Annotated in this window: 24 protein-coding genes; 16 read left to right on the forward strand and 8 right to left on the reverse strand. The window is 71.9% G+C overall.

What is annotated here, in order from left to right:
• Positions 1 to 16 precede the first annotated feature (16 nt).
• On the reverse strand, positions 17 to 979 hold the full coding sequence (locus tag ACFPLC_RS44565) for a TerC family protein (protein ID WP_378190198.1): 963 nt from the start codon (positions 977 to 979) through the stop codon (positions 17 to 19).
• Between the two features lie 303 nt (positions 980 to 1,282).
• Between ACFPLC_RS44565 and ACFPLC_RS44570 the strand changes: the two genes are divergently transcribed.
• Genes ACFPLC_RS44570 through ACFPLC_RS44585 form a run of 4 tightly spaced genes read left to right on the forward strand, consistent with a single transcriptional unit; the run spans position 1,283 to position 6,054 of the window.
• A complete protein-coding gene (locus ACFPLC_RS44570; protein WP_378190200.1) occupies positions 1,283 to 4,153 on the forward strand; it encodes an alpha/beta fold hydrolase in 2,871 nt (956 codons plus the stop codon).
• Positions 4,150 to 5,073 (forward strand): ABC transporter permease, encoded by a 924-nt coding sequence (locus tag ACFPLC_RS44575; protein WP_191313128.1) that lies wholly within the window; start codon positions 4,150 to 4,152, stop codon positions 5,071 to 5,073. The genes ACFPLC_RS44570 and ACFPLC_RS44575 overlap by 4 nt, the downstream gene beginning before the upstream one ends.
• Before the next feature lie 27 nt (positions 5,074 to 5,100).
• Positions 5,101 to 5,268 carry a hypothetical protein gene (locus ACFPLC_RS44580; RefSeq protein WP_378190202.1) on the forward strand — a complete coding sequence of 56 codons (168 nt, stop codon included), beginning with the start codon at positions 5,101 to 5,103 and terminating at the stop codon, positions 5,266 to 5,268.
• Positions 5,269 to 5,313: 45 nt separating this feature from the next.
• Entirely contained in the window at positions 5,314 to 6,054 is a 741-nt protein-coding gene (locus tag ACFPLC_RS44585; RefSeq protein ID WP_378190204.1) for an enoyl-CoA hydratase/isomerase family protein, read from the forward strand.
• On the opposite strand, the gene ACFPLC_RS44590 is transcribed toward ACFPLC_RS44585, so the two are convergent.
• Positions 6,051 to 6,551 (reverse strand): SRPBCC family protein, encoded by a 501-nt coding sequence (locus ACFPLC_RS44590; RefSeq protein ID WP_191313124.1) that lies wholly within the window; start codon positions 6,549 to 6,551, stop codon positions 6,051 to 6,053. The two genes, ACFPLC_RS44585 and ACFPLC_RS44590, sit on opposite strands and share 4 nt — an antisense overlap.
• 225 nt (positions 6,552 to 6,776) lie before the next feature.
• Between ACFPLC_RS44590 and ACFPLC_RS44595 the strand changes: the two genes are divergently transcribed.
• Positions 6,777 to 8,162 carry a S28 family serine protease gene (locus ACFPLC_RS44595; protein ID WP_378190206.1) on the forward strand — a complete coding sequence of 462 codons (1,386 nt, stop codon included), beginning with the start codon at positions 6,777 to 6,779 and terminating at the stop codon, positions 8,160 to 8,162.
• 59 nt (positions 8,163 to 8,221) lie between these two features.
• Positions 8,222 to 8,611, forward strand: coding sequence for a VOC family protein (locus ACFPLC_RS44600; RefSeq protein WP_378190208.1), 390 nt, complete (start codon positions 8,222 to 8,224; stop codon positions 8,609 to 8,611).
• A gap of 320 nt (positions 8,612 to 8,931) precedes the next feature.
• On the opposite strand, the gene uvrB is transcribed toward ACFPLC_RS44600, so the two are convergent.
• Positions 8,932 to 11,088, reverse strand: coding sequence for an excinuclease ABC subunit UvrB (gene uvrB / locus ACFPLC_RS44605; RefSeq protein WP_378190210.1), 2,157 nt, complete (start codon positions 11,086 to 11,088; stop codon positions 8,932 to 8,934).
• A gap of 113 nt (positions 11,089 to 11,201) precedes the next feature.
• Complete coding sequence (locus ACFPLC_RS44610) at positions 11,202 to 12,764, reverse strand: DUF5685 family protein (protein ID WP_378190212.1); 1,563 nt, start codon at positions 12,762 to 12,764, stop codon at positions 11,202 to 11,204.
• Positions 12,765 to 12,868: 104 nt separating this feature from the next.
• Between ACFPLC_RS44610 and ACFPLC_RS44615 the strand changes: the two genes are divergently transcribed.
• Entirely contained in the window at positions 12,869 to 13,402 is a 534-nt protein-coding gene (locus ACFPLC_RS44615; RefSeq protein WP_378190214.1) for a ribonuclease FAU-1 family protein, read from the forward strand.
• A 5-nt stretch (positions 13,403 to 13,407) separates the two neighbouring features.
• Here ACFPLC_RS44615 and coaE read toward each other — a convergent pair whose 3' ends face one another.
• Entirely contained in the window at positions 13,408 to 14,592 is a 1,185-nt protein-coding gene (coaE, locus tag ACFPLC_RS44620; RefSeq protein ID WP_378190216.1) for a dephospho-CoA kinase, read from the reverse strand.
• A 156-nt stretch (positions 14,593 to 14,748) separates the two neighbouring features.
• Between coaE and ACFPLC_RS44625 the strand changes: the two genes are divergently transcribed.
• On the forward strand, positions 14,749 to 14,991 hold the full coding sequence (locus tag ACFPLC_RS44625; RefSeq protein ID WP_378190218.1) for a hypothetical protein: 243 nt from the start codon (positions 14,749 to 14,751) through the stop codon (positions 14,989 to 14,991).
• A 120-nt stretch (positions 14,992 to 15,111) separates the two neighbouring features.
• Entirely contained in the window at positions 15,112 to 15,360 is a 249-nt protein-coding gene (locus tag ACFPLC_RS44630) for a hypothetical protein (protein ID WP_191313096.1), read from the forward strand.
• Positions 15,361 to 15,416: 56 nt separating this feature from the next.
• On the opposite strand, the gene ACFPLC_RS44635 is transcribed toward ACFPLC_RS44630, so the two are convergent.
• A complete protein-coding gene (locus ACFPLC_RS44635) occupies positions 15,417 to 15,863 on the reverse strand; it encodes an OsmC family protein (protein WP_378190221.1) in 447 nt (148 codons plus the stop codon).
• Positions 15,864 to 16,027: 164 nt separating this feature from the next.
• Here ACFPLC_RS44635 and ACFPLC_RS44640 point away from each other — a divergent pair, with 164 nt between their 5' ends.
• Positions 16,028 to 16,639, forward strand: a complete 612-nt coding sequence (locus ACFPLC_RS44640; RefSeq protein WP_378190293.1) for a TetR/AcrR family transcriptional regulator — start codon at positions 16,028 to 16,030, stop codon at positions 16,637 to 16,639.
• Positions 16,640 to 16,803: 164 nt separating this feature from the next.
• Here the strand turns inward: ACFPLC_RS44640 and rpsA are convergent, their stop codons facing one another.
• Positions 16,804 to 18,303: a 30S ribosomal protein S1 gene (gene rpsA, locus ACFPLC_RS44645; RefSeq protein ID WP_003098851.1), complete on the reverse strand. Its 1,500-nt coding sequence runs from the start codon at positions 18,301 to 18,303 to the stop codon at positions 16,804 to 16,806.
• A gap of 318 nt (positions 18,304 to 18,621) precedes the next feature.
• Between rpsA and ACFPLC_RS44650 the strand changes: the two genes are divergently transcribed.
• The 6 genes from ACFPLC_RS44650 (at position 18,622) to ACFPLC_RS44675 (ending at position 24,594) form a co-directional block, all read left to right on the forward strand.
• Complete coding sequence (locus ACFPLC_RS44650) at positions 18,622 to 19,473, forward strand: class I SAM-dependent methyltransferase (protein WP_378190223.1); 852 nt, start codon at positions 18,622 to 18,624, stop codon at positions 19,471 to 19,473.
• Complete coding sequence (locus ACFPLC_RS44655; protein ID WP_378190225.1) at positions 19,470 to 20,384, forward strand: GNAT family N-acetyltransferase; 915 nt, start codon at positions 19,470 to 19,472, stop codon at positions 20,382 to 20,384. Before ACFPLC_RS44650 ends, ACFPLC_RS44655 begins: the two co-directional genes overlap by 4 nt.
• 22 nt (positions 20,385 to 20,406) lie before the next feature.
• On the forward strand, positions 20,407 to 21,327 hold the full coding sequence (locus ACFPLC_RS44660; protein ID WP_378190227.1) for a GNAT family N-acetyltransferase: 921 nt from the start codon (positions 20,407 to 20,409) through the stop codon (positions 21,325 to 21,327).
• Between the two features lie 107 nt (positions 21,328 to 21,434).
• Positions 21,435 to 22,130 carry an ABC transporter ATP-binding protein gene (locus ACFPLC_RS44665; protein ID WP_378190230.1) on the forward strand — a complete coding sequence of 232 codons (696 nt, stop codon included), beginning with the start codon at positions 21,435 to 21,437 and terminating at the stop codon, positions 22,128 to 22,130.
• Entirely contained in the window at positions 22,127 to 24,025 is a 1,899-nt protein-coding gene (locus tag ACFPLC_RS44670; RefSeq protein WP_378190233.1) for a YhgE/Pip family protein, read from the forward strand. The genes ACFPLC_RS44665 and ACFPLC_RS44670 overlap by 4 nt, the downstream gene beginning before the upstream one ends.
• On the forward strand, positions 24,022 to 24,594 hold the full coding sequence (locus ACFPLC_RS44675) for a TetR/AcrR family transcriptional regulator (RefSeq protein ID WP_378190235.1): 573 nt from the start codon (positions 24,022 to 24,024) through the stop codon (positions 24,592 to 24,594). The genes ACFPLC_RS44670 and ACFPLC_RS44675 overlap by 4 nt, the downstream gene beginning before the upstream one ends.
• Here the strand turns inward: ACFPLC_RS44675 and ACFPLC_RS44680 are convergent.
• Positions 24,591 to 25,298 carry an AraC family transcriptional regulator gene (locus ACFPLC_RS44680; protein ID WP_378190236.1) on the reverse strand — a complete coding sequence of 236 codons (708 nt, stop codon included), beginning with the start codon at positions 25,296 to 25,298 and terminating at the stop codon, positions 24,591 to 24,593. The genes ACFPLC_RS44675 and ACFPLC_RS44680 overlap by 4 nt on opposite strands.
• Between the last annotated feature and the right edge of the window lie 72 nt (positions 25,299 to 25,370).

Raw genomic sequence — 25,370 nt, forward strand, 5'->3', positions numbered from 1 at the left:
ACGATTTTGCCGGACGCTAAGCCACGACCTGCTTGCGCTCGTCGCGCCGGGCCTTCGCCAGGCTGGCCACCGTGGTCACGGTGAGCACGACGACGATCACCCCCAGGGAGACCCAGTTGTTGATGTCCAGCCAGTCCGGGACGACGTGGTACTCGTGCAGCGCGTGCAGGAACAGCTTCGCGCCGATGAAGGCGAGGATCACCGCGAGGCCGTAGCTGAGGTAGACGAGCTTGGTCACCAGGCCGCCGAGCAGGAAGTACAGCTGCCGCAGGCCCATCAGGGCGAACGCGTTGGCGGTGAAGACGAGGAACGCCTCCTGCGTGATGCCGAAGATCGCCGGGATGGAGTCGACGGCGAACAGCAGGTCGGCCGAGCCGATGGCCACGATCACCAGCAGCATCGGGGTGATCATCCGCTTGCCGTCGATCTTCACCGTGTAGTGGTGGCCGTGGTAGTCGTCGGTCACCGGGGCGAACCTGCGGACCTGCCGGGTGACGGCGTTCTCGTGGTACTCCTCTTCCTCGCCCTTGCCGCGCAGCATGCTGATCGCCGTCCAGATCAGCACCGCTCCGAACAGGAAGAACACCCAGACGAACTGCGCGATCAGCGCGGCCCCGATGGCGATGAAGACGCTCCGCATGGCGAGCGCGAGCAGGATGCCGACCAGCAGCACGCGGTGCTGGTGGATGGCGGGCACCTTGAACGAGCCCATGATGATCATGAAGATGAACAGGTTGTCGACGCTCAGCGAGTACTCGGTGATGTACCCGGTGAAGAACTCGACGCCCGGGTCGTGCCCGGCGAAGATCCACACGCCGATGCCGAAGGCGATCGCGCACGAGACGTAGAAGACGACCCAGCGAGCCGCTTCCCCCGTGGTCACTTCGTGCGGCTTGCGATCGACGATGACCAGGTCCAGCGCGATCAGCGCGAGCAGGCCACCGATCGTGGCGATCCACAGCCACAGGGGGACAGTCATGGAACTCGAACCTCCGGATAGCGCGCAGCAGCAACTAACCGGAGGTCTCTCCCGCCGGTGAAAACACCGGCCGACGGTGCCGGGGGCGCAGGGCCACCGTGCTGACGACACCGCCGCGAAGGAATACTCCCCTCACAGCGCGTCCAGTTTGCCGGTTCCTCCCACCGAAAGCCAGCCGGGATCGCGCACGTCACCGGGTTGGGTCTGTAATTCCGGTCACTTCGGTCCACCAGGTGGTCCCCGACGTGTGATCACTGTGAGCCGCGGAGGACACTCTCAGGAAACTTCACCTACGGTCACGTCGTGCCCCGACTCCCGCTCCCGCGCACCCGCCGAGCCCGGCTCACGGCGCTCGGCGCCGTCGTGGCGGTGCTCGCCGCCGCGACCGTCCTCTGGGCGACGCGCGACACGGCCCCGCCCGCCGTGCCCACTCAGGACGCCTTGCTCGACCTGCCCGCCGCGCCCGGCTCGGCCGAGCAGGTCGAGATCGACACGACCACCTACCTCCCGGCGACCGTGCCCGCGCCGGCCGTCCTGCTCGCGCACGGCTTCGGCGGGGACAAGAACAGCGTCGCCGACGACGCCCGCGAGCTCGCGCGGAAGGGCTTCGTCGTGATGACGTGGTCCGCGCGCGGCTTCGGCAGGAGCACCGGCAAAATCGGGCTCAACGATCCCGACGGCGAGGTCGCCGACGCGAGCCGGCTGATCGACCGGCTCGTCGCGCAGCACCAGGTAACTCTCGACGCCCAGGGCGACCCGAAGGTCGCCGTCACCGGGGCCTCCTACGGCGGCGCGCTGTCGCTGCTGCTGGCGGGCACGGACAAGCGCGTCGACGCGATCGCGCCCGTGATCACCTACAACGACCTGGCCCAGGGCCTGATCCCGAACGCGGCGACGCCCGCGTCCGCGGCTCCCGGCACCCCGTCCGCCGGCGCCTTCTCGGCCGACGGCGTCTTCAAGAAGAGCTGGGCCGGCATCTTCTTCTCGGCCGGTTCGGGCGCCGCGGCGAGCGGCTCGCCGTCCGCCGAAGCACCGGAAGCCGGGCAGGAGACCGACACGGGATCCACCGGCGCCGCCGGGACCGCGGCCGCCGCGGGGGCCGCGCTGCCGGCCGGGCCACCTGGTGCGGGCGGGCCGCGGAACGCGCCGGCCGACCCCTGTGGCCGGTTCACCGCCGCGGTCTGCCGCGCCTACACCGAACTCGGCACCACCGGGCAGGCGAGCCAGGCGAGCGTCGACCTGCTGCGCCGCGTCTCCCCCGCGTCCGTGACGGACAAGATCACCGTGCCGACGCTGCTGGTGCAGGGCGAGAGCGACACGCTGTTCGGCCTCGACCAGTCCGACGCGAACGCCCGGCAGATCACCGCGGCGGGCGGCAAGGTCAAGACGATCTGGTACACCGGCGGCCACGACGGCGGCAAGCCCGGCCCGCAGCTGCGCGCCAAGATCGCCGACTTCCTGAAGACGGCGCTGGACGGCGGCGACCCGGGCACCGGCTTCAGCTACGACGTCCAGGGCACGTTGCGCGCCAACGGAACGCCGTCGGTCCGCACGGTCAACGCGGTCGCCTACCCCGGGCTGACCGGACCGGCCACGGAACGGCGGCTGCTGGCGCTGAACGGGCCCGCGCAGCCGGTGGTGCGCCCGGCCGGGGCGAACCCGGCCGCGGTCAGCGGGATCCCCGGCCTCAACGGCGTCGCGAGCAGTTCGTCGCGGCTCGGCGCGCTGTTCAGCAACGACCCGCCCGGCCAAGCCGCGCAGTTCGCCACCGCGCCCTTCGACGGCCAGGTCGTCATCAGCGGCTCGTCCACCGTGCGGCTGCAGGTCGCCGCGGACCCGGCGCACCCGCAGCCGGACGCGGTGCTGTTCGCGAAGCTCTACGACGTCGGCCAGGACGGCTCGCGCGTGCTGCCGGCCAACGCCATCGCGCCCTTCCGGGTGAGCGGGCTGCCCGCCGACGGCACCCCGGTCGACGTCACCGTGACCCTGCCCGGCATCGTCCGCCCGATCGAGGGCGGCCACTCGCTGCGGCTGGTCGTCGGCACCACCGACCAGGGGTACGCCGCGCCGGCCGCGCCCGCGGTGTTCCGGATCGGCCTCGCCGGCGGCACCGCGCTGGCCGTGCCGGTCGTACCGGGCAAGTCCGTCGGGTCCCCGGCGCCGATCGGGCAGCTCGTGGGCATCGGCGTCACGCTGGCGATCGGCCTCGCGGCGGTGCTCTTCGCGGCCTTGCGCCGCCGTCGCGCCACCGACGTCGACCCCGAGTTGGCCACCACCCCGCTGGTCATCGAGGGGCTGCGCAAGCAGTACGCGGGCGGGTTCGTGGCGGTCAAGGACCTGTCGTTCCGCGTCGAACCGGGTCAGGTGCTCGGCCTGCTCGGGCCGAACGGCGCGGGCAAGACGACCACCCTGCGGATGCTGATGGGCCTGATTTCGCCGACGGCGGGCAGCATCCGCGTGTTCGGGCACAAGATCACCCCGGGCGCGCCGGTGCTCTCGCGCATCGGCTCGTTCGTGGAGGGGTCCGGCTTCCTGCCGCACCTGTCCGGCCGGGCGAACCTGGAACTGTACTGGGCCTCGACCGGGCGTCCGGCGGAGAAGGCGCACTTCGCGGAGGCGCTGGAAATCGCCGGGCTCGGCACCGCGGTCGAACGGCGGGTGCGGACCTACAGCCAGGGCATGCGGCAGCGGCTGGCGATCGCGCAGGCGATGCTCGGCCTGCCGGAGCTGATGGTGCTCGACGAACCGACCAACGGGCTCGACCCGCCCCAGATCCACCAGATGCGCGAGGTGCTGAAGCGGTACGCCGCGACCGGCCGCACCGTGGTGGTTTCGAGCCACCTGCTGGCCGAGGTCGAGCAGACCTGCACGCACGTCGTGGTCATGCACCGCGGTTCGCTGGTCGCCTCGGGCGAGGTCGGCGAGCTGGCCGCGGCCGGCGGCGAGGCGACGTTCCGGGTCGACGACCCGGCAGCGGCCGCGGCGGCACTGAAGGCGCTCAGCGGGGTCACCGACGTCGACGTCGAGGGCGAGCTCGTGCACGCGAACCTCGGCGAGCTGCCGCGGGCCGAAGGCGTGGCCGCCCTGGTGCGCGCCGGGGTCGCGGTGGAGCAGGCCGGGCCCCGGCGCCGGCTGGAAGACGCGTTCCTGCAACTGGTCGGAGAGGAAGCATGAGCGAGGGTGTGCACACCGATCCGCACGCATTGGACGAGCTGAGCGACATCGCGTCGGCCGAGCACGCGGGTGTCGGGCCGGACGGCGCGGTCGAGGGGTACTCGGCGCGGCGGACACTGCGGCTCGGCGTCGAGCTGCGGCGCCAGCTCAAGCGGCGGCGCACGCAGTTCCTGCTCGGGTTCGTCGCGCTCCTGCCGTTCATCCTGGTGATCGCGTTCGAGCTCGGGCAGTCGAGCCCGAACCGGCGCAGCGGCGGGTTCGTCGACCTGGCCACCGCGTCCGCGCCGAACTTCGTCGTGCTGGCGCTGTTCGTGTCGGGGACGTTCCTGCTGCCGATGATCGTGGCGCTGTTCTTCGGCGACACGATCGCGAGCGAGGCGTCGTGGTCGAGCCTGAAGTACCTGCTGGCCGTGCCGGTGCCGCGGCAGCGGGTGCTGCGGCAGAAGGCGATCGTTTCGGGGTTGCTCTCGGCGTTCGCGCTGGTGCTGCTGCCCTTGGTGTCGCTCGGCGTCGGCGTGCTCTGGTACGGCGCGGGCGACGCGATCAGCCCGACGGGTGACGCGGTGTCCTTCGGCGACAGCCTGGTGGCCATCGCGCTGTCCACTGTGTACATCATCCTGCAGCTGGCCTGGGTGGCCGGGCTCGCGCTCGCGCTGAGCGTGTCGACCGACGCCCCGCTCGGCGCAGTCGGCGGCGCGGTGCTGGTGGCGATCCTGTCGCAGATCCTGGACCAGATCACCGCGCTGGAGGGGCTCCGCAACTACCTGCCGACGCACTATGCGTTCTCCTGGATGGACCTGATCTCGACCGACGTCGACTGGACCAACCTGGCGAGCGGCATGCTGTCGGCGGCGATCTACGGGACGGTGTTCTTCCTCTTCGCCGGGCGGCGGTTCGCTCGAAAAGACATCACCAGCTGAGGCGAGCGGGCGGCGTACGATGCGGAAATGACCACGGTGGCCGCGGTGTCGGCGAGTTCATGCTGCTCGCCTTCGCCGGCCGCCGGCCCGGGCAGCGCTACCGCGTGCCGGCGGCTCAACTTCCGGGGCGGCGCGGACGTCGACGTGACGCTGACCGGGCCGGACGGCGGGAGCACTTCGGTGTCGTCCGGTTGAGCGTCCGGACCTGACCGGCGGCCTCCCCCGCGGTACGGTCGCGCCGTGCCCATCATCCTGGACAGCCACGGCGACGTCGCCGTGCTCCGGATCGACCACGGCGGGGGCAACACCCTCGACACGGAGTCGTGCCGGGAGCTCGTGCGGCGGCTCGGGGAGGCCGAGCAGGCCCGCGCCGTGGTGCTCACCGGGACCGGCGGCATCTTCTGCGCGGGCGTCGACCTCAAGCGGGTCGACCGGGGCGGCGCGCCGTACGTGACGCAGTTCCTGCCGCTGTTGTCGGACGCGCTCCTGGCCGTGTTCGGCTGCCCGCGTCCGGTGGTCGCCGCGCTGAACGGGCACGCCGTCGCCGGCGGCGCGGTGCTCGCCGCGGCCTGCGATCACCGGGTGCTGGGCGCCGGCCGGATCGGCGTGACCGAGCTGCTCGTCGGCGTGCCGTTCCCGGTGGCCGCGCTGGAGATCCTGCGCTGCGCCTACGGCACGGCGCCGTTGCCTTCGCTCACCTACACGGGTGAAACCTGGGGCGGCGCGGACGCCTTGGCCCGCGGGCTGGTCGACGAAGTCGCGCCGCCGGAGGAGGTGCTCGCGCGGGCCGTCGCGGTCGCACGCCGGCTCGGCGAGCTGCCCGCCGAGCCGTTCGCCCACACCAAGGCCCAGATCCGGCAGCCCTTCCACGAGCGGATCGCCGAAAACCGCCACTCGGACGACCCGCACGTGGAGCGGCTCTGGCGGTCCGCCGAGGCGCTCGCCGCGGTCAAGTCCTATGTGGACAGGGTGCTCCGCTAGGCGTGCACGCCGCTTTCGGCGAGCGCCTTGATGCCCTCGACGGTCTTCTGCATGTTCGCCTGCAGCTCGCCGAGCCGCATCGCGACGATCTCCTCTTCGTGCTCGGGCATCGAGCCGATGATCGTCGTGAGGTTGGACGGGCCGGGACCGATCTGGGCCCACTGGCGCAGAATCGTGCCGTCGCCGTCCGGGACGAGCTCGAAGCGCCACGACGCGGCCGGGTTCGTCACGTCCATCACGGCCCACGCGAACAGCCGCTCGGGCTCGTAGCCGGTGACGGTCGAGACCGTCTCCCACTCCCCGGCGATCGGGTGGGAGTTGCGGCCGCGGAACCGCGCGCCGAGGCCGGGCTCGGCGCCGTCGACCCAGCCGCCGCCCTGGAATTCGGTGGAGAACCGGGCCGGCAGGTCGACGTCCAGCAACCAGGACCAGACCTCGGCCGGCGGCGCTTCGATGCGGATCTCGACCTGCGTCGTAGGGCAGTCGGAAACCTTCATGGCGGACCCCTCGCTCGATGACGGTGTGCCTACGGATTCGGACCGTAGCCCGGCGCCGATCGGCCGGACAACTCGCACAATGCCCGCGGCTGCGCACGCCGGCGGAAGCGGCGCCACCCGCCGAAAGTCGGATCCTGACCGATTCTGCGCCCGGACAGCCGATTGCCGACCGGCGCCGGTTCTGTGAGGGTCCCACCGAGGGTTCCGACGACGGGGTGGTGCTCGATGCGCAGACTTTTCACCGCGGGTGCGGTTTTGCTCGCGCTGGCCGGCCTGGCGCCGGCGGCCGCGGCGGCGCCCGACATCAAGGCGCAGCTGCAGCGGATCCCGGGGCTGACGATCGTGTCCGAGGACGCCGCCCCGGCCGGGTTCCGGTTCTTCAAGCTGACCTACACCCAGCCCGCCGACCACCGGCACCCCGGCGCGGGCACGTTCCAGCAGCGGTTCACGTTGCTGCACCGCGACTTCGCCGCCCCGACGGTCGCCTACACGAGCGGCTACAACGTCAGCGGCTCACCGAACCGCTCGGAGCCGACGCAGATCGTCGACGGCAACCAGCTGTCGATGGAGTACCGCTACTTCACCCCCTCCCGGCCGGAGCCGGAGAACTGGGCGAAGCAGCTGACGATCTGGCAGGCGGCCGCGGACGAGCACCGCGCGGTGCAGGCGTTCAAGGCGATCTACCCGGGCAAGTGGCTGGCCACGGGCGGCAGCAAGGGCGGCATGACCGCGACGTACTTCCGGCGTTTCTTCCCGGACGACGTCGACGCGACGATCCCGTACGTCGCGCCCAACGACGTCATCGACCCGATCGACGTCTACAACCGGTTCCTTTCCCGCGTGGGCAACGACCCGGCGTGCCGCGACGCCCTGAAGGCGATCCAGCGCGACGCGCTGAAGCGGCGTGACGAGCTGGGAGCGATCGCCGCGGTGGACGCGGCACAGCGCGGGCTGACGTTCTCGATCGTCGGGTCGGCCGACAAGTCCCTCGAGATCTCGGTGATTGACTCGTACTTCGCGTTCTGGCAGTACCAGAAGCAGTCCGACTGCGCGACGGTGCCGCCGCCGGGCGCGCCCGCGGCCGACGTCTACGCCTGGTACGAGAAGGTGGAGAGCCTCAACACCTACTCCGACCAGGACCTCGCGCCCTACATCCCGTACTACTACCAGGCCGCGGTGCAGCTGGGCTCGCCCGAGGCGTACGACGGCTACCTCCGCGACCTGCTGCGCTACCCGGGAGCCGACCAGCCGAAGACGTTCGTGCCGGCGTCGATCCGCCTGCCGCGCTTCGACTACCTGGCGATGCCCGACATCGATTTCTGGGTGAAGTCCCGCGGCACCCGGCTGCTGTTCGTGTACGGGTCGAATGACCCGTGGGGCGCGGAGCCGTTCGAACTGGGCTTCGGCAGCCGGGATTCGTACCGCTACTACGTCCAGGGCGGCAACCACGGGTCGAAGATCGCCCAGCTGGCCCCGGCCGAAGCCGCGGCGGCGACGGCGACGGTCCGGCGCTGGGCCGGCCTGCCACCGGTTCCGCCGTCGGCGCTTCGCTCGGCACCGGCCGGCTTCCCGGACTTCGACAGGGACCTGACGCCCCGGACGCGGCTGTAACTTTTCTCAGGCCGGGCGTACTCTCACCACACCTGACGGCCCGGCCTGAGGAGGCACGCATGCCTCGTCCCGTCCACTTCGAGATCCACGCGGGCGACCCCGAACGCGCGGTGGCGTTCTACACGGCGGTGTTCGGCTGGAAGTTCGAGCGCTGGGGCGAAGTGCCCTACTGGATGATCACGACCGGCGAAGGAGCCGGAATCGACGGCGGGCTGTTGCCTCGCCAAGGCCCGGCTCCGGAGGCATCGGCGCCGGTCCACGGATTCGTGAACACGATCGACGTGGCGGACCTGGATGAGGCGCTGGGTGATGTCAACCGGGCCGGGGGGACGCTGGCGCTGCCGAAGAATCCGGTGCCGGGGGTGGGGTGGCTGGCTTATTGCAAGGACACGGAGGGGAACGTGTTCGGGATGCTGCAGGCGGATGAGAATGCTCCTGCGCCTGAGTGATCCCCGGTCTTGCACGGGGTACTGGTGATCCGCCGGTGGGGCCCTTCATCCCGAACGCCCATTGTGACTACGGCTGGTGGCACCGCGTCAAGGCGGGAAAGCGTGCCTTGACCCGGTGCCACCAGCCGTGTTGGGGCTGCGGATCGGGATGCAGGGCGGGATCTGGCTGCCGGTTCTCGCGTGCCCGCCTTGGCCTTGGCGGACCACTGCCCCGGCTGCGGTCCGCCGGAGCCGCTCCCCGGCCCGGTTCCGGCGAACCCTTTGCCGCCGCCCCGGGCCTTCTCCCCAATCCGGCCGGGCCTGCCCCGGCGGCCTGATCGCTACTTGATCCCTGCTGCGTCCATTCCCCTCAGCTCCTTCTTCAGGTCCGAGATCTCGTCGCGCAAGCGGGCCGCCAGCTCGAACTGGAGATCACGCGCCGCCTGCATCATCTGGTCGGTCATCTGCTGGATCAGGTCGGCGAGCTGGGCGCGCGGCATTGCCGAAACGTCCTTGTCGACCAGCATGCCCGAGCTCCGGACCCGGTCGCCCTGCTCGGGCTTCTTGCCGCGGGAGGAGTTGCGGCCCGAGCCGCCCACCGAGACCTGCTCGGTGTCTTCCGCCTCGCTGTACACGCGGTCGAGGATGTCCGCGATCTTCTTCCGGAGCGGCTGCGGGTCGACGCCGCGCTCCTTGTTGTAGGCGATCTGCTTCTCGCGGCGGCGGTCGGTCTCCTCGATCGCGTGCCGCATCGAGTCGGTGATCTTGTCCGCGTACATGTGGACCTCGCCGGAGACGTTTCGCGCCGCGCGGCCGATCGTCTGGATCAGCGATGTCCCGCTCCGGAGGAAGCCCTCCTTGTCCGCGTCGAGGATCGCGACCAGCGACACCTCCGGCAGGTCGAGGCCCTCGCGCAGGAGGTTGATGCCGACCAGCACGTCGAAGTCGCCCGCCCGCAGCTGCCGCAGCAGCTCGACCCGGCGCAGCGTGTCGACCTCCGAGTGCAGGTAGCGCACCCGGATGCCCAGCTCGAGCAGGTAGTCGGTGAGGTCCTCGGCCATCTTCTTCGTCAGCGTGGTGACCAGGACGCGCTCGTCCTTGTCCGCGCGCTCGCGGATCTCGTGGACCAGGTCGTCGATCTGGCCCTCGGTCGGCTTCACCACGACCTTCGGGTCGACCAGGCCGGTCGGCCGGATCACCTGCTCGACGAACTCGCCGCCCGCCTGGCCCATCTCGTACGGCCCCGGCGTCGCCGAGAGGTACACCGTCTGGCCGATCCGGTCGGAGAACTCCTCCCAGGTCAGCGGCCGGTTGTCGACCGCGCTCGGCAGCCGGAAGCCGTACTCGACCAGGTTCCGCTTGCGGGACATGTCGCCTTCGTACATGCCGCCGATCTGCGGGACCGTCTGGTGCGACTCGTCGATCACCAGCAGGAAGTCGTCCGGGAAGTAGTCGATCAGCGTGGCCGGGGCCGAGCCGGGACCGCGGCCGTCGATGTGGCGCGAGTAGTTCTCGATGCCGGAGCAGAACCCGACCTGGCGCATCATTTCGATGTCGTAGGACGTGCGCATCCGCAGCCGCTGGGCCTCCAGGAGCTTGCCCTGCCGCTCCAGCTCGGCGAGCCGCTCCTCGAGCTCCTTCTCGATGCCCTGGATCGCCTTTTCCATCCGCTCCGGGCCGGCGACGTAGTGCGTCGCCGGGAAGATGCGGACCTCGTCGACCTCCTTGACGATGTCCCCGGTCAGCGGGTGCAGGTAGTACAGCTTCTCCACCTCGTCGCCGAAGAACTCGACGCGGATCGCGAGCTCCTCATACGCCGGGATGATCTCGACCGTGTCACCCCGGGCGCGGAACGTGCCGCGCGCGAAGGCGATGTCGTTGCGGGTGTACTGCACGTCGACCAGCGCCCGCAGGAAGACGTCGCGGTCGAGCTGCATGCCGACCGCGAGCTTCGAGGACCGGTCCAGGTACGACTGCGGCGTGCCGAGGCCGTAGATGCAGGAGACACTGGCGACCACGATGACGTCCCGCCGCGACAGCAGGTTCATCGTCGCCGAGTGCCGCAGCCGCTCGACGTCGTCGTTGATCGACGAGTCCTTCTCGATGTAGGTGTCCGTCTGCGCGATGTACGCCTCGGGCTGGTAGTAGTCGTAGTAGCTGACGAAGTACTCGACCGCGTTGTGCGGGAACAGCTCGCGCAGCTCGTTCGCCAGCTGCGCGGCCAGGGTTTTGTTGGGCGCCATCACCAGCGTCGGCCGCTGGACGCGCTCGATCAGCCACGCGGTGGTGGCCGACTTGCCGGTGCCGGTGGCACCGAGGAGCACGACGTCCTTCTCGCCCGCCTTGATCCGGCGTTCGAGCTCGTCGATGGCCGCCGGCTGGTCGCCGGCGGGCTGGTAGTCACTGACCACCTCGAACCGGCCGCCGGTCCGCGGGATCTCCGAGACGGGCCGGAAGTCGGACTGGGCGAGCACGGGGTGTTCGGTTGCGAAAGCCACGTGGACCAGAGTAGGCCGACCCACCGACAATTTCCGTCCGCCCTGGTCAGCGGGGGCGAGACAGCGTGATGGAGGTGACATCGCCGCCCTCGACGGCGCGGTGCGTTCCCCTCTCAGCAGCCGCAATCGCAACAGCTGCAACACTCGCAACAGCTGCAGTCGCAGTCGCATCCCCAGGCATCGTGGGGCTTTCCGCTGAAGGGGCCAGGGTAGGGATCGCGGCAGCAGAACTGGCAGGTGCAGCACATGTAGGGGATCAGGGCGCAGCCGAGGAACGCGGTGCGCTTCTTCGGCGGGACCGCGAATTTCGGGTACCAGAGGCCGCCGCCCTTGCCGTCGTACGGGCCGGATTTGCCGTGTTTGCCGGAGTTGCCGGGGTCCTTGGGGTCTCGGGGGCCGCCTGGGCCACCGGGCCCACCGGGACCACGGCCGCCGGGGCCATTGGGGCCGCCCGGACCGCGGCCACCGGGCCCACCTGGGCCGCCCGGGCCACGGCCACCGGGCGCACCCGGCGGCGGGACCGGCCCCGGAGGCGGGGACCCGTGCGGCTGCGGAGAGCCGGTCCAGCCGGGCGGCACCTGGTGCGGGTGCTGCTGGGGCGCCGGCCCGCGCCCGATCCACCCCGGCGGCGGCTGGTGGGGGTGCTGCTGCGGAGTGGGCCCCGGCCCGATCCACCCGGGCGGCGGCTGCTGCCCGGCCGGACCGCCCGGCCACGAGCTGCACTCGAGTGAGGCATCGTCCGCGGAAGGGGAGCTCCCGGTCGCCCCCGAGCCGGGCCCGGAAGCCGGGCACTCATGCTGTTCCGGGCCGTGGCCGTGGGACGAGCCGTGGCCGAAGGCGCGCCGGACCGCCTGGCGCAGCTCGTGCACCAGCAACGCGTGCACCAGGGCCGGCCGGGCGAACTCCGCCTCGCGCAGCGCCAGCTCCACCCCCAGCACCGCGTCATCGCACAGCCGCCGGGCCTCCTCTGGTCCCGTCCCCGTCGCCAGCAGCGGGTTCCACACCCCCGCCGCCGCGTCCGACGCATAGTCCTCGACCGCGTCCAGCAAATGCGCCACCCGGCCGAACAACCGGCCCGCCTCGGCGAGGGGCGCCGCGTTGGCCGGCTTGCCCGCCAGCTCCGCCGTCCGCGCGAACGCCGCCGCCGTGGCTCTCTCCGCCGGTTCCGTCGCCAGGAGCGGCGAGTCGCCGAGGCGGATCGAAGCCTCCAGTGCTCCCTGGCCCTCGACCGCCTCCGTCAGCACTGTCGTGTCGAACCCCACCTGACCGCCGGTGCGGCGACCCTGCGCGCCCCACCGCGCCGCGACCCGGCGTGCGGCCGCCGCCACCGGGCGCCTGCCGAACGCGCCGTCGCCGTCCTCGACGTGGTCGCCGACCTTGGCCGCCGCCAGGACCAGGGACACCGCCGCCGCCAGCCGGGCGCCCTCGCCGTGGGCCACCGACGCCGTCTGCATGCCGCGCAGGGGGCACGGGCCCGCCTCGCGCCGGCCGTCCGCGCGCGGTGTCTGGGCTTCGGCCAGCACCGAGATGATCAGCCCGTCGTAGTTGGTGACCACCCGCGCGAACTGGCCGTGTTCGTCGCGCAGCGTGAGGCACAGACCGCACAGGTGGGCCAGCCAGTCCGCGTGCAGGTCTTCGGCCAACCGGTGCCCGCACGGCCGGATGATCCCGAACATCCCCAGTTCCCCCTCGTTTCCGAAGCTCGGCGCACCTTAGCCCGAACGCGTGACGCCCGGGGCGGGAGTACGCGTTTCGTGACGGGCCCGGCAGGATGACCCGCATGGCCGCACTGCACCCCCCGAAGGTCGAGGTCTTCGACCCCGCCGCGCGCGTGAACATCGACCCGAAGGGCATCCTGCGGGAGGTGGAGGAGTTCCGCGAGGAGCCGTTCGGCCTGTACCTCGCCCGCCCGACCCCGGGCCGCGCCCAGTTCCACTACCTCGAGTCGTGGCTGGTGCCGGGGCTCGGCCTGCGCTTCACCGACTTCTGGTTCTCCCCCGGCCACGAACGCGACCAGGACTTCTACCTCGACGTCGTCCGCGTCCACCGCGACGGCCCGCGCTGGGTCGCCACCGACCTCTACATCGACCTGGTGCTCATCGACAAGCTCTCGGTCGAGGTGATCGACACCGACGAGCTGCTGGAGGCCCTCGAAGCCGGCCTGGTCACCGCCGAAGAGGCCGAGTACGCGCTGAAGACGACCTACGCCGCCGTGGAAGGGCTGGCCGCGCACGGCTACGACCTCGCCGGCTGGCTGTCCACGAAGGACATCGCGCTGACCTGGCGCCGCCAGCCCTGGAAGGCCGATGCCTGACGCGGCTAAGGCGTCCAGCCGGTGGCCGACGCCCACTTCTCCGCGCGGGCGAACACGCCGTTGACCCACTCCTGCTTCTCGTCGGCGTAGGCGGCCACCGAGCCGTCGGCGGCGTGCGCCTCGGCCAGCCGCAGCTTGACGTCGCGGTAGTCGTCGCGCTCGTCCGGGTCCGCCCGCAGGAAGTCGCGGAAGAGCAGGGCGAGCCGCCACGCAGGCGTCTCCAGCGACCGGACGTGCAGGTTCACCGCCCGCTTCGGGTCGGCGCCGACGTGCAGGCGCTTGGGCCACGTTCCGGTGCCGTCCTGGGCGTCGTCGGCCCAGTCGCCGTCCAGCCGCGGGAAGCCGGCGTCGGCCAGCAGGCCGCCCAGCGTGTCCGCGTCGTCCAGTGTGGACACCGTGAGCTGCAGGTCGAGGACGTCCTTGGCGGGCAGGCCGGGCACGGCCGTCGACCCGATGTGATCGGCGCGGCGGGCCAGCTCCCCCGCCACGGTCCGAACCCGGGCCAGGACCCGCTCGGCCTGGGCCGGCCAGGTGAGGTCGTACTCGGCGATCTTCGGCGACATCGGGGGCCGCGGCCGGCGCAGCCGGACGTTGGCCTCGAACGGCACCAGCCGGTCCGCCCACAGCGCGTCGACCTCGGCGAGCACGGTGTCTTCGGCGCCGCCGTTGTCCAGCCAGACGTCCGCGACGGCGCGTCGCTGCTCGGTGCTCGCCTGCGCCCGGATCCGCGCGCGTGCGTCCTCCTCGGCCATCCCGCGGGCCGACACCAGCCGCCGCACGCGCACCTCGACCGGCGCGTCGACGACAACGACCAGGTGGTAGGCCGTCGCGAGCCCGTTTTCGACCAGCAGGGGGATGTCGTGGACGATGATCGCGTCCGGCTTCGCGGCCGCCATCAGTTCCCCGGTCCGCGCGCCGACCAGCGGGTGCACGATCGCGTTCAGCCGGTGCCGCGATTCGTCGTCGGCGAACGCCTTCGCCGCGAGCGCGGGCCGGTCGAGCGAGCCGTCCCCGGCCAGGATGCCGTCCCCGAACTCCGCGACCAGCCGGGCGAGCCCCTCGGTCCCCGGCTCGACCACTTCACGGGCGATCCGGTCGGAGTCCACCAGCACCGCGCCGTGTTCGGCGAGCCGGTTCGCCACGGTCGACTTCCCGGCCCCGATCCCACCCGTCAACCCCACACGCAACATGCCGATCACCCTAGTCACGCGGCGGCCGTCCCCTCCGCGGGACACGTTCGGTCAGATCCGCGCCGATTGTGTGACAAGTGGGAAATTGTCGTAACACAACGCCGGTCTGGCCGATTTACCCGGTATAGGTGGCGTCATCGAGGGGGGCTCGTGAGGATGCCGAAGATCAGAAGGCCGGTCGCGGCCGTGCTCTGCGCGGGCGGGCTCGCCGTGGCCACGCCCGAAGCGGCGGCGGCACCACGCGCGGCCGCGGCGAGCGTGGCCGCGGCGCCGGGGCACTGCCTGTCCGGGATCCGCAAGGTGCAGGTGACGAGCCGGTACACGCCGTCCCATCGGCTGTACGTCGTGCACAGCGCGTGGATCCCGTTCCCCACGTCGCCATGCCTCAAAACCCGGTGATCCGCAAGTCGATCGTGACGCGTGACTCAACCGATATCCGGACACGCCGTGTTGCTTACCCACCTGGCCCCGCGCCAGTGCGTACGGTGCGCGCGACAGCGTCGCCCACGCGGAGGAACGATGGCGGACAGCAAGCACGCCGGGAGGCACCGGTTCGGCACGCCGGGGCTGGTGCCCTGCACGGTCCACCCCTCGGTGGCCGAGGCGCTGGCCGGCTACCGGCGGACCTGGCTGAGCACGCTGCTGGTCCCGGCCAAGCACAGCTTCGCCGGCCTCCGCCGCAAGGCCCGCGCCGCGGCGCTCGAGCGCATCTGGGTGCCGTCGGTCAGCCCGGCCCGGCCGGCCGCGGTGACCGTGCGCGCCGCCTGACCGGCCTTCGGCTGTGACAAACCGGGGACTTCGCCACCCGGACCCGGAGAAGCGGATCAGCGGCCGGTTTCGCGCGTCTCGATCACGATCTCCGACGACAGCGTGCGGTGCACCGGGCACTTGTCGGCGATCAGCATGAGCTTGGCGCGCTGCTCGTCGTCGAGGTCGCCTTCGAGTTCGATCTCGCGGCTGATCCGGCTGAGCAGGCCGCGCTCGGTTTCGCACCGCGCGCAGTCTTCGGCGTGGATGCGGTCGTGCCGCAGCCGGACGGTCGCCCGGGTCAGCGGGATGCCCTTGCGGTCGGCGTACATCCGCAGCGTGATGGCCGTGCACGAACCCAGCGACGCGAGCAGCAGTTCGTACGGGTTCGGGCCGGCGTCGGCACCGCCCACCGCGACCGGTTCGTCGACGAGCAAGGTGTGGGTCGCCGTGATGACCTGCTGGGTGTAGGTGCCGTCGCCGCTCGCCGTGACGACGACCGTGCCGGGCGCGGGGTGATCCATCCGCCGGAAATCCTCTCGGGTAGCGGGAGGCGGCCGATCCGGACATCCGGCGCATTCCCAAGACGCGGCGGATATCGTATCTTCTGCTGCGAGTGGGTCACCCGGACGCCGCCTGCGCCCGGCTGCCGCGAAGGGGGTGCGCCGTGGCTACCAGGCACTTGCCGATGCGTCCGGCCGACCAGGGTGGCCGTGAGCGCTACCTCGACGCGGCGTTGTCGGTGCTGGTGGACCGCGGGGTCCCGGGACTGACCGTCCGCGGGGTGGCCGAGGCGGCCGGCGCGTCGACGCTGTCGGTCTACGCCCGCTTCGGCGGCCGCGCGGGCCTGCTCGACGCCCTGTACGAGCGCACGTTCGACTCGCTGCGGGAGCTGCTGGAAGGCCTGCCGCCCTCGAGCCAGGACGGCGTCGCGGACCTGCTGCACCTGGCGCTGGAGTACCGGCGCTTCGCCCGCGAAAGCCCGACCCGCTACGCGCTGATGTTCGAGCGCCCGGTGCCCGGGTTCGACCCGGACCCGGCGTTGCGGTCGGCGGTGCTGCGGACGACGTTCACCCTGTTCATCGCGCGGGTCCAGCGGGTCTGCCCGCCGGGAGCGGACGCCCGGTCGGCGGCCTACCAGCTGTGGACGGCCATCCACGGCCTGGTCGGCGCGGAGCTGCTGATGGCCTCGCGGCGGCCGCTGCCGGACTGGTTCATCCCGCCGACCGACGAAGCCAACGAACAGATGTACCGCGCGGGTGTCACCGCGATGATGACCGGCCTCGGCCTGCGCAACTGACTCGCCTCAACCAGCGCCGACAGCGCAGTGAATGACTCATTCCTTGCGTCTGACGCCAGGAATGAGTCATTCACTGCGTTGGGCCGGGCAGGGCGCGGGGGAACGCGAAGAGCCCCCGGTCCTCAGTGGACCGGGGGCTCTCGTTCAGCTCGGCGAGCTAGTGCTCACGCACCGCCGGAGAGCTTCTCGCGGAGCGCCGCGAGCTGCTCGTCGGAGGCGAGGGTGCCACCGCTGCTCTTGGAGTCGGCCGGGGCCGAGCCCGAGGTGTAGCTTTCCGCGCCACCCTCGATGCCGGTCGCCGCGTCCGCCGCCGCTTCGGCGTCGGCCTCGACGGCCTTCTGGACCTGCTTCATGTGGGCCTCGTAACGAGTGTGCGCCTCGGCGTACTGGCGCTCCCACTCCTCACGCTGCTTGTCGAAGCCTTCCTGCCACTCCTGGGTGTCCGGGTCGAAGCCTTCGGGGTAGATGTAGTTGCCCTCGGCGTCGTACTCGGCGGCCATGCCGTACTGGGTCGGGTCGAACTCGGTGTCCGGCGTGACACCCTCGTTCGCCTGCTTCAGCGACAGCGAGATGCGACGGCGCTCGAGGTCGATGTCGATGACCTTGACCATGACGTCGCCGTTGACCTGGACGACCTGCTCCGGGATCTCCACGTGGCGCTCGGCCAGCTCGGAGATGTGGACCAGGCCCTCGATGCCCTCTTCGACGCGCACGAACGCACCGAACGGAACCAGCTTGGTGACCTTGCCCGGCACGATCTGGCCGATCGCGTGGGTGCGGGCGAACTGGCGCCACGGGTCTTCCTGGGTCGCCTTCAGCGACAGCGAGACGCGCTCGCGGTCCATGTCGACGTCCAGGACCTCGACCGTGACCTCCTGGCCGACCTCGACGACCTCGGACGGGTGGTCGATGTGCTTCCAGGACAGCTCGGAGACGTGCACCAGGCCGTCGACGCCACCCAGGTCCACGAAGGCACCGAAGTTGACGATGGACGACACGACGCCCTTGCGGACCTGGCCCTTGGCGAGCGCGTTGAGGAACTCGCTGCGCACCTCGGACTGGGTCTGCTCCAGGTAGGCGCGGCGGGACAGGACCACGTTGTTGCGGTTCTTGTCCAGCTCGATGATCTTCGCCTCGAGCTCGCGGCCGACGTACGGCTGCAGGTCGCGCACGCGGCGCATCTCGACCAGGGACGCGGGGAGGAAGCCGCGCAGGCCGATGTCGAGGATGAGGCCGCCCTTGACGACCTCGATGACGGTGCCCTTGACGGGCTCGTCCTTCTCCTTGAGCTCCTCGATCGTGCCCCAGGCGCGCTCGTACTGCGCGCGCTTCTTGGACAGGATCAGACGGCCTTCCTTGTCCTCCTTCTGGAGAACCAGGGCTTCGACCTCATCGCCGACGGTGACAACCTCAGCCGGGTCGACATCGTGCTTGATGGAGAGCTCACGCGAGGGGATGACACCCTCGGTCTTGTAGCCGATGTCGAGCAGGACCTCGTCGCGGTCGACCTTGACGATGGTGCCCTCGACGATGTCGCCATCGTTGAAGTACTTGATCGTCTTGTCGATCGCCGCGAGGAAGTCTTCCTCCGACCCGATGTCGTTGATGGCGACCTGCTGGGGCCCGGTGGGGGCGGTCGGGGCGGTGGCGGTGTCGGTGGTCATTAGGCGGGTTGCTCCGGTGGATGGGAATCGAGGGTTGGCAGTTGTCGGCGCGATGGGCGGCATGCGACGACCCTGCAAGCAAACGTCCACCAGTGAACGACCGCGGCATGACCCCGCATACGGTGCGCGACCCGAGTCCCAACCAGAAGCTGAGCGGAAGGCAGCGCGAACCCACTGCGCTAACACTTATCCTACGCGGCAGCCGCTAGGCGGCACAATCAGGGTCCCCCTGGCTCGCTAAGGTCCTCGCGGAAGCAAACCGCACGCACGAGGACGCAGGTGGAGCCGCTCGCGGCCACCGGGACCGGAGACCCCATCATGCCACCGGAGCAGGCGCCCGCGCCGGGGCGCCACGACGCCGCCGAGCACCGGCTGGGCACCGCGGCGGTCGCCTACCGCGAGGTCGGCGGCGCCGAAGCGGCAGCGGCCAACCTCGCCTGGTGGGACGCCGACGCCGACGACTACCAGGCCGAGCACGGCGGGTTCCTCGGCGACGCCGACTTCGTCTGGTGCCCGGAGGGCGTCCGGGAGGCCGACGCGCGGCTGCTCGGCGACGTCCGCGGCAAGCGCGTGCTGGAGGTCGGCTGCGGGCAGGCCGCCTGCGCCCGCTGGCTGGCCGCGGAGGGCGCCCACGCCGTGGCGACCGACCTGTCCGCCGGCATGCTGCGCCACGCCCGCGACGGCAACGCGCGCACCGGCCTCGACGTCCCCCTCGTCCAGGCGAACGCCGAGCACCTGCCACTGGCGTCCGGCAGCTTCGACGCGGCCTGCTCGGCCTTCGGCGCGATCCCGTTCGTCGCCTCGGTGGACGCGGTCTTCGCCGAGGTGCACCGGGTGCTGCGGCCGGGCGCGCCGTGGGTGTTCTCGGTGACCCACCCGATGCGGTGGATCTTCCCCGACGACCCGGGCCCGCAGGGGCTCACCGTCACCCAGCCGTACTTCGACCGCACGCCCTACGTCGAGGTCGACGACGAGGGCACCGCCACCTACGTCGAATACCACCACACCCTCGGCGACTACGTGCGTGCGCTGGCCGGGGCCGGGTTCACCCTCACCGACCTGGTCGAGCCCGAGTGGCCGGCCGGGCACACGCGGGTGTGGGGCCAGTGGAGCCCGCTGCGCGGCAAGCTCTTCCCGGGCACCGCCATCTTCCGCACGCACCGCTCGTGAGCACCCTCGAAGAGCAGCAGAACGCGCGGTTCGCCGCGCTCGACCCGCTCCTCCCGCCGATCGCGGCCCCGCCGTCGCCGTCGAACGAGCCGCTGGTCGTGACGGTCGGCGGCCGCAAGGCGGGCGGCCTGCTGACGCAGGTCGTGCACGCGCCGGGGTCCTGGCCCGCGCTCTGGGGGCCGTCGGACATCCGGGACCTGACCGCGGTGCCGGGCGACAGCGGGGCCGCGGGCCTCGCCGCGCTGCTCGGCGCGTGGCGCGACCGGCTGCGCGGGACGCCGGCCGGCCCGGACTCGGGCTGCTCGGTGACCTGGCCGAGCCGCGACGCCGAGGCCTCGGCGGTGCTCCTGGCGCACGGGTTCGCGCCGATGACGTGCCTGGCCGTGCGCGCCCCGGATCCGCCCGCGGGCCCCGGACCGGCGCCGGTGACCGTCCGCCGGGCCGGGGAGAGCGACGTCGACGCGCTGACCGAGCTGCGGCTGGCCGAATGGCGCTACACCTCGCTGGTCGGCACCGCCGTGCCCCGGCCGGGCGCGCGGGAGCTGCTGCGCGCCGAGGTCGTCCGCGCGCTGCGCTTCAGCGGGCTGGTCTGGCTCGCGGAGGACGGTGGCGTGCCGGCCGGCCTGGCCTCCTGCGCGCTGGCCTCGGCCTCGCCGGGCAACTCCGTCCACGGACGGCTGCTCCCGGGCCGCTGGGGATACGTCGACACGCTGTCGGTCGCCCCCGCGGCCCGCGGCGGCGGGGTCGGCCGGGCGCTGATGGCGGTGGCGCACCGCGAGCTGCTCGGCCACGACGTGCGCGGGACGTTCTTGTTCTACCACCCGGCGAACCCGCTTTCGCCGGTGTTCTGGCACCGGCAGGGCTATCGTCCACTGTGGACCATGTGGCTCCGGCGTCCCGCCTGGTCCTGACCGCACGATCGAAGGGGGAACCATGGACATCGCCGAGCCGCTGCTGGCGGCGCACCGGGCGCGCTTCGCCGCCGTCGACGCGCTCCTGCCGCCCGCCGCACCACCGGCCGCAGGCGAACGCCTCGACGCGGCGACGGCGGACGGCACGCAGGTCACCGGGGTGCTGCAGCGGCAGCGGCTCGCCCCCGGCGACGTCCCGATGCTGTGGTCGGCCGCCGACACCTGGCAGCTCTTCCCCTACTTCGGCGACACCGGCACCGAAGGGGTGGACCTCCTGCTGCGCGCGCTGAAGGGCCGGCTGTCTTCGGAAGCGATCGGTGACGACTCGGCGTGCGTGGTCGTCTGGCCCAGCCGCGACGCCGAGGCGATCCGAGCCTTCCTCGACCACGGTCTGGTGCCGCTGTCGGCGGTCGGCGTGCGCACCGCTCCCCCACCCGAGCCGGAGCCGGGCGTGGCCGTCCGCCGGGCCGGTCCCGCCGACTTCGACGCGGCACTGGAGCTGGCGACGGCGACGTTCGACTACACCGGGCTCGTCGCCTCGCCGCGCCGGGACAACACGGCCGAGCTGCTGGCGCCCTCCCTGCGCGACGCCCTCGCCGCGGACGAGCCTGCCGTCTGGCTGGCCGAGACCGGCGGTGAGCTGCGCGCGTTCGCGCACTGCGCGTGGCTCGACGCGGTTCCGGGCAGCGAGGCGGGCGAACTGCTGCCGCCGGGGCGCTGGGGGTACGTGAACAACGTCGTGACCGCACCCGGTGAGCGCGGCGGCGGGGTCGGGCGGGCGCTGATGGCGCACGTGCACCGGGAGCTGCATCGCGGCGGCGCGACCCGCACGTACCTGTACTACAACCCGACCAACCCGCTTTCTTCGGTGTTCTGGCACCGGCAGGGTTATCGTCCACTGTGGACGACGTGGGAGGTGCGCCCCGCGACGGCGCTGCGGTGAACCACCCACAAGTGTGACGTGCGTCCAGTGATCTTGCCGCGCCCTCCCGTCGGGACTAGCTTTTGAACTGACCGGTCAGTTCAAAAGTTCGCGAAGCGGGAGAAACCGTGCAGGTCCGAGCCGATCGGGTGTCCCTCGAAGGGCACCACGGCACCTTGTTGCCGCCCACGTCCCTGACCGTCGGCGACGGCGACCTGGCGATCGTGCACGGCGAACCCGGCGTCGGCGTCACGGCGTTCGGTCTCGCGCTGGCCGGCCGGCTCAAGCCGACCACCGGCACGGTGCACGCCGAGGGGGTCGACGCGCCCTTGACCGAGCTCGTCGCGGTCGTCGACGCGCCGGGGGTCAGCGAGCCCGACGACGCGCTGCCGCTGCGCGTGGTCGCCGGCGAAGAGCTGGCGCTGGCGCACCGCCCGGCGGGCAAGGAGGATGTCGCCCGCTGGCTCGCCGACCACGGCGCCGCGCCGTTCGCCGGCACCCGCTTCGAGAACCTCGCGCCCGCCCTGCGCACGCGGCTGCTCACCGAGCTGGCCGCCGAGCGCAAGGGCGTGCGCGTGCTCGTGCTCGACACCCCCGACCGGCACACCAGTGACGTCGGCAGCTGGGCCGGGCTGGCCCGGGAACAGGCCGAACGCGGCCTCGCCGTGGTCGTGCTGGCCGCGACGACCCCGCTGTCCGCCCTGCCCTTCACGCCCGCGCTCGTCGGCGCGGCCGAGCAGCCCGCGCCGCAGCACTGCGCGTCCCCCACCACCCCCGAACCGACCGAAGAGCTCACCGAGAGCACTGACGGAGTCCCCGAATGAACGCCTTCCGGATCGCGCGCAACGAGCTGCGCCGTCTCTCCACCGGCACCCTGCCGAAGCTGGCGCTGGTCGCGCTCGTGCTGGTGCCGCTGCTCTACGCGTCCTTCTACCTCTACGCGAACTACGACCCGTACGGCCGGCTCGACAAGCTGCCCGCCGCGGTCTTCACCAGCGATGCCGGCGCGAAGGACTCGAGCGGCCAGCAGCGCAACGTCGGCCGCGAGGTGACCGACGAGCTGGTCAAGTCGGGCACCTTCCAGTGGCACGAGGTGTCCGAGCAGGAGGCCCGCGACGGCGTCCGCGACGACAAGTACTCGTTCGCCATCGGCATCCCGAGCGGGTTCTCCGCGGCGCTGCTTTCGGTCGGCAACTTCCAGCCGCAGCAGGCGACGATCACGCTGACCACCAACGACGCCAACAACTACCTGTCCGGCACGATCGCCAAGCAGGTCGCCGAGCAGGTCCGCAAGACGATCGCGGAGAAGGTCGGCAGCGAGGCCGCGGACCGGTTCCTGGTCGGGTTCTCCACGATCTACGCCAAGATCCAGGAGGCCTCGACCGGCGCGGCGCAGCTCGCCGACGGCGCCACCCAGCTCAAGTCGGGCCAGCAGCAGCTCGCCGACGGCGCGGCGAAGCTCGCGGACGGCTCGTCGACCCTGGCGACCGGCCTCGGCACGCTCAAGAGCGCCACCGCGTCCCTGCCCTCGCAGACCCAGCAGCTCGCCAACGGCGCTTCGCAGGTCGCCGCCGGTGACCAGAAGGTCGCCGACGCGGCTTCGATCGCCGCCACGGCGTCGTCCGACATCCAGGGCAAGCTCGACTCCTACCGCAGCCAGCTGCAGACCGACCTGCGCAACGCCGGCGTGCCGGACGCGCAGGTCCAGCAGATCCTGGCGCGCGCCGACCAGCTGCGCTCCCCCGTCGACCAGGCGAACAGCAAGATCCAGCAGGCCAACGGCGACCTCGCGAAGCTGGCCGACGGCGCCCGCCAGGTGTCCGACGGCGCGGCCAAGCTCGCCGCGGCGTCCCCGCAGCTGGCGAGCGGCATCGCGCAGGCGTCGGACGGCGCGAACCAGCTGAAGGACGGGGCGTCGCAGCTGAGCGACGGCGAGAAGACCGCGGTCAACGGCACGAACCAGCTCGCGGACGGCGCGGTGAAGCTGCGCGACGGGCTCGCGGCCGGGCTGCAGCAGATCCCGAACCCGGACGACCCGACCCGCAACGCGACGGCCAGCACGATCGCGGACCCGGTGGCGGTGAACGCCAACGGCGAGGCGTCGGCGGGGACCTACGGCGCCGGTCTCGCGCCGTTCTTCATCTCGCTGGCCACCTGGATCGGCGCGTTCGTGCTGTTCCTGATCCTGCGCCCGCTCTCGACGCGCGCGCTGACCGCGGGCGCGGCCCCGTTCCGGGTCGCCGTCGGCGGCTGGCTGTCCTCGGCGCTGCTGGGCATCGCGCAGGTGGTCGTGCTGTTCGGTGCGGTGACGTGGCTGGTCGGCATCCACATCGCCCACCCGCTGGAGGCGATCGGGTTCGCCGTGCTGGTGTCGCTGACGTTCACGTCGGTGGTGCACGCGCTCAACGCCTTCTTCGGCGCGGTGGGCAAGTTCCTCGGCCTGGTGCTGCTGGTGCTGCAGCTGGTGAGCGCGGGCGGCACGTTCCCCTGGCAGACGATCCCGGACGCGCTCTACCCGCTGCACGTGGTCCTGCCGATGGGCTACGCGATCGACGGCTTCCGCCACCTGTTCTACAGCGGCGCCTCGACGGGACGGCTGCTCGGTGACATCGGCGTGCTGCTGGCCTACCTCGTGGGCGGGATCCTGGTGTCCACGCTGGCCGCCGGCAAGCGTCGCGTTTGGACGGTGTCCGCGCTCAAGCCCGAGCTGAGCCTGTGAGCGGCGCGACGAAGCAGAAGCTCTTCGAGGCGACTCTGGAGCTCTCGAAGAGCCGCGGCCTGGTGGGCCTGACGGTCGACGACATCGCGGCGGCTGCCGGCGTCGCGAAGGGCACGGTGTACTACAACTTCGGCTCGAAGGACGGCTTGGTCGACGCGCTGCTGCGCTACGGCGTGGACATCCTCGCCGTCCGGCTGCGCGACGCGGTTTCCGAGGCGGATCCGCTGGACGTGATCGAGGCGCAGGTCGACACGACGCTGGAGTTCATCGCCCAGTACCCGGGGTTCTCGCAGATCCTGGTGAGCGAGCTGTGGCGGACGCCGGGACAGTGGCACGGGACGCTGTCGCTGCTGCGCGAGGAGATCATCTCGATCGTGAAGCAGCAGCTGTCGAGGTTGGAGTCGGAAGGGCGGCTGCCGGAAGGGGTGCAGATCCCGACGGCGGCGGCCGGGTTGTTCGGCACGATGCTGGTGGTCGCGCTGGACTGGCAGGTGTTCGGGCCGCAGCGCACGCGGGCGGAGGTGCGGGACGCGGTGATGGTGCTGATCCGCGGCCTGGGCCGCCGCTAGCCGGTGGCGCGGTAGCGGCCCGGGGTCTGGCCGACGAGGGCGGTGAAGGCGTCGATGAAGCTGGCCGGGTTCGCCCAGCCCAGCCGCGTCGCCGTGTCGGTGACCGAGGTGCCGTCGCCGAGTTCGAGCAGGGCCCGCTGCACCCGCAGCAGCGTGCGCCACTGGGGGAAGCTCATCGACAGCTCGCGGCCGAACAGGCGGCTGAGGGTCCGTTCGCTCGTGCCGGTCCGGCGCCCGAGCCGCGCCAGGGTGGCCGGGCACGCCGGATCGGCGTGCAGCAAGTCGGTGACGGCTTTGAGGCGCGCGTCGCCGGGCTCCGGGAGGCGCAGCGGTTCCCGGGGCGCCCGGGCGAGTTCGGAGAGGACGACCTCGAGCAGCAGCCGGGCCCGGGGACTGCCGTCCGGCTCGGTGGCCGTCGCCAGGTAGGCCTCGCGCAGCAGCGGACTGGCCACGAACACCGAGGGCACGGACGGCAGGCGCCCGGATTCGGCCGCCGGGACGCCGAGGAGCCGGACGACGGTGGCGCCGTGCGCGCGGCTGCTGTGCACGTGGAACGGCGGCACCCAGGTGATCCGGTTCGCCGGCGCCACCCAGGTGCCGGCCCGCGTCGTGGTGACCAGGGCCCCCGAGGCGGCGTACCGGAGCTGACCGAAGTCGTGGGCGTGCGCGGGGACGTCGTCGCCGTGGGCCAAGGGCTCGCACATGCTTCTCACCGTACGTGGCGGGTTTCCGGAATTTCCCGGCGGGACAACGGTGGTGCGCCGGAGGGCGCGGCA

The organism is Amycolatopsis plumensis, from assembly GCF_042652605.1.
GTDB classification, from domain to species: domain Bacteria; phylum Actinomycetota; class Actinomycetes; order Mycobacteriales; family Pseudonocardiaceae; genus Amycolatopsis; species Amycolatopsis plumensis.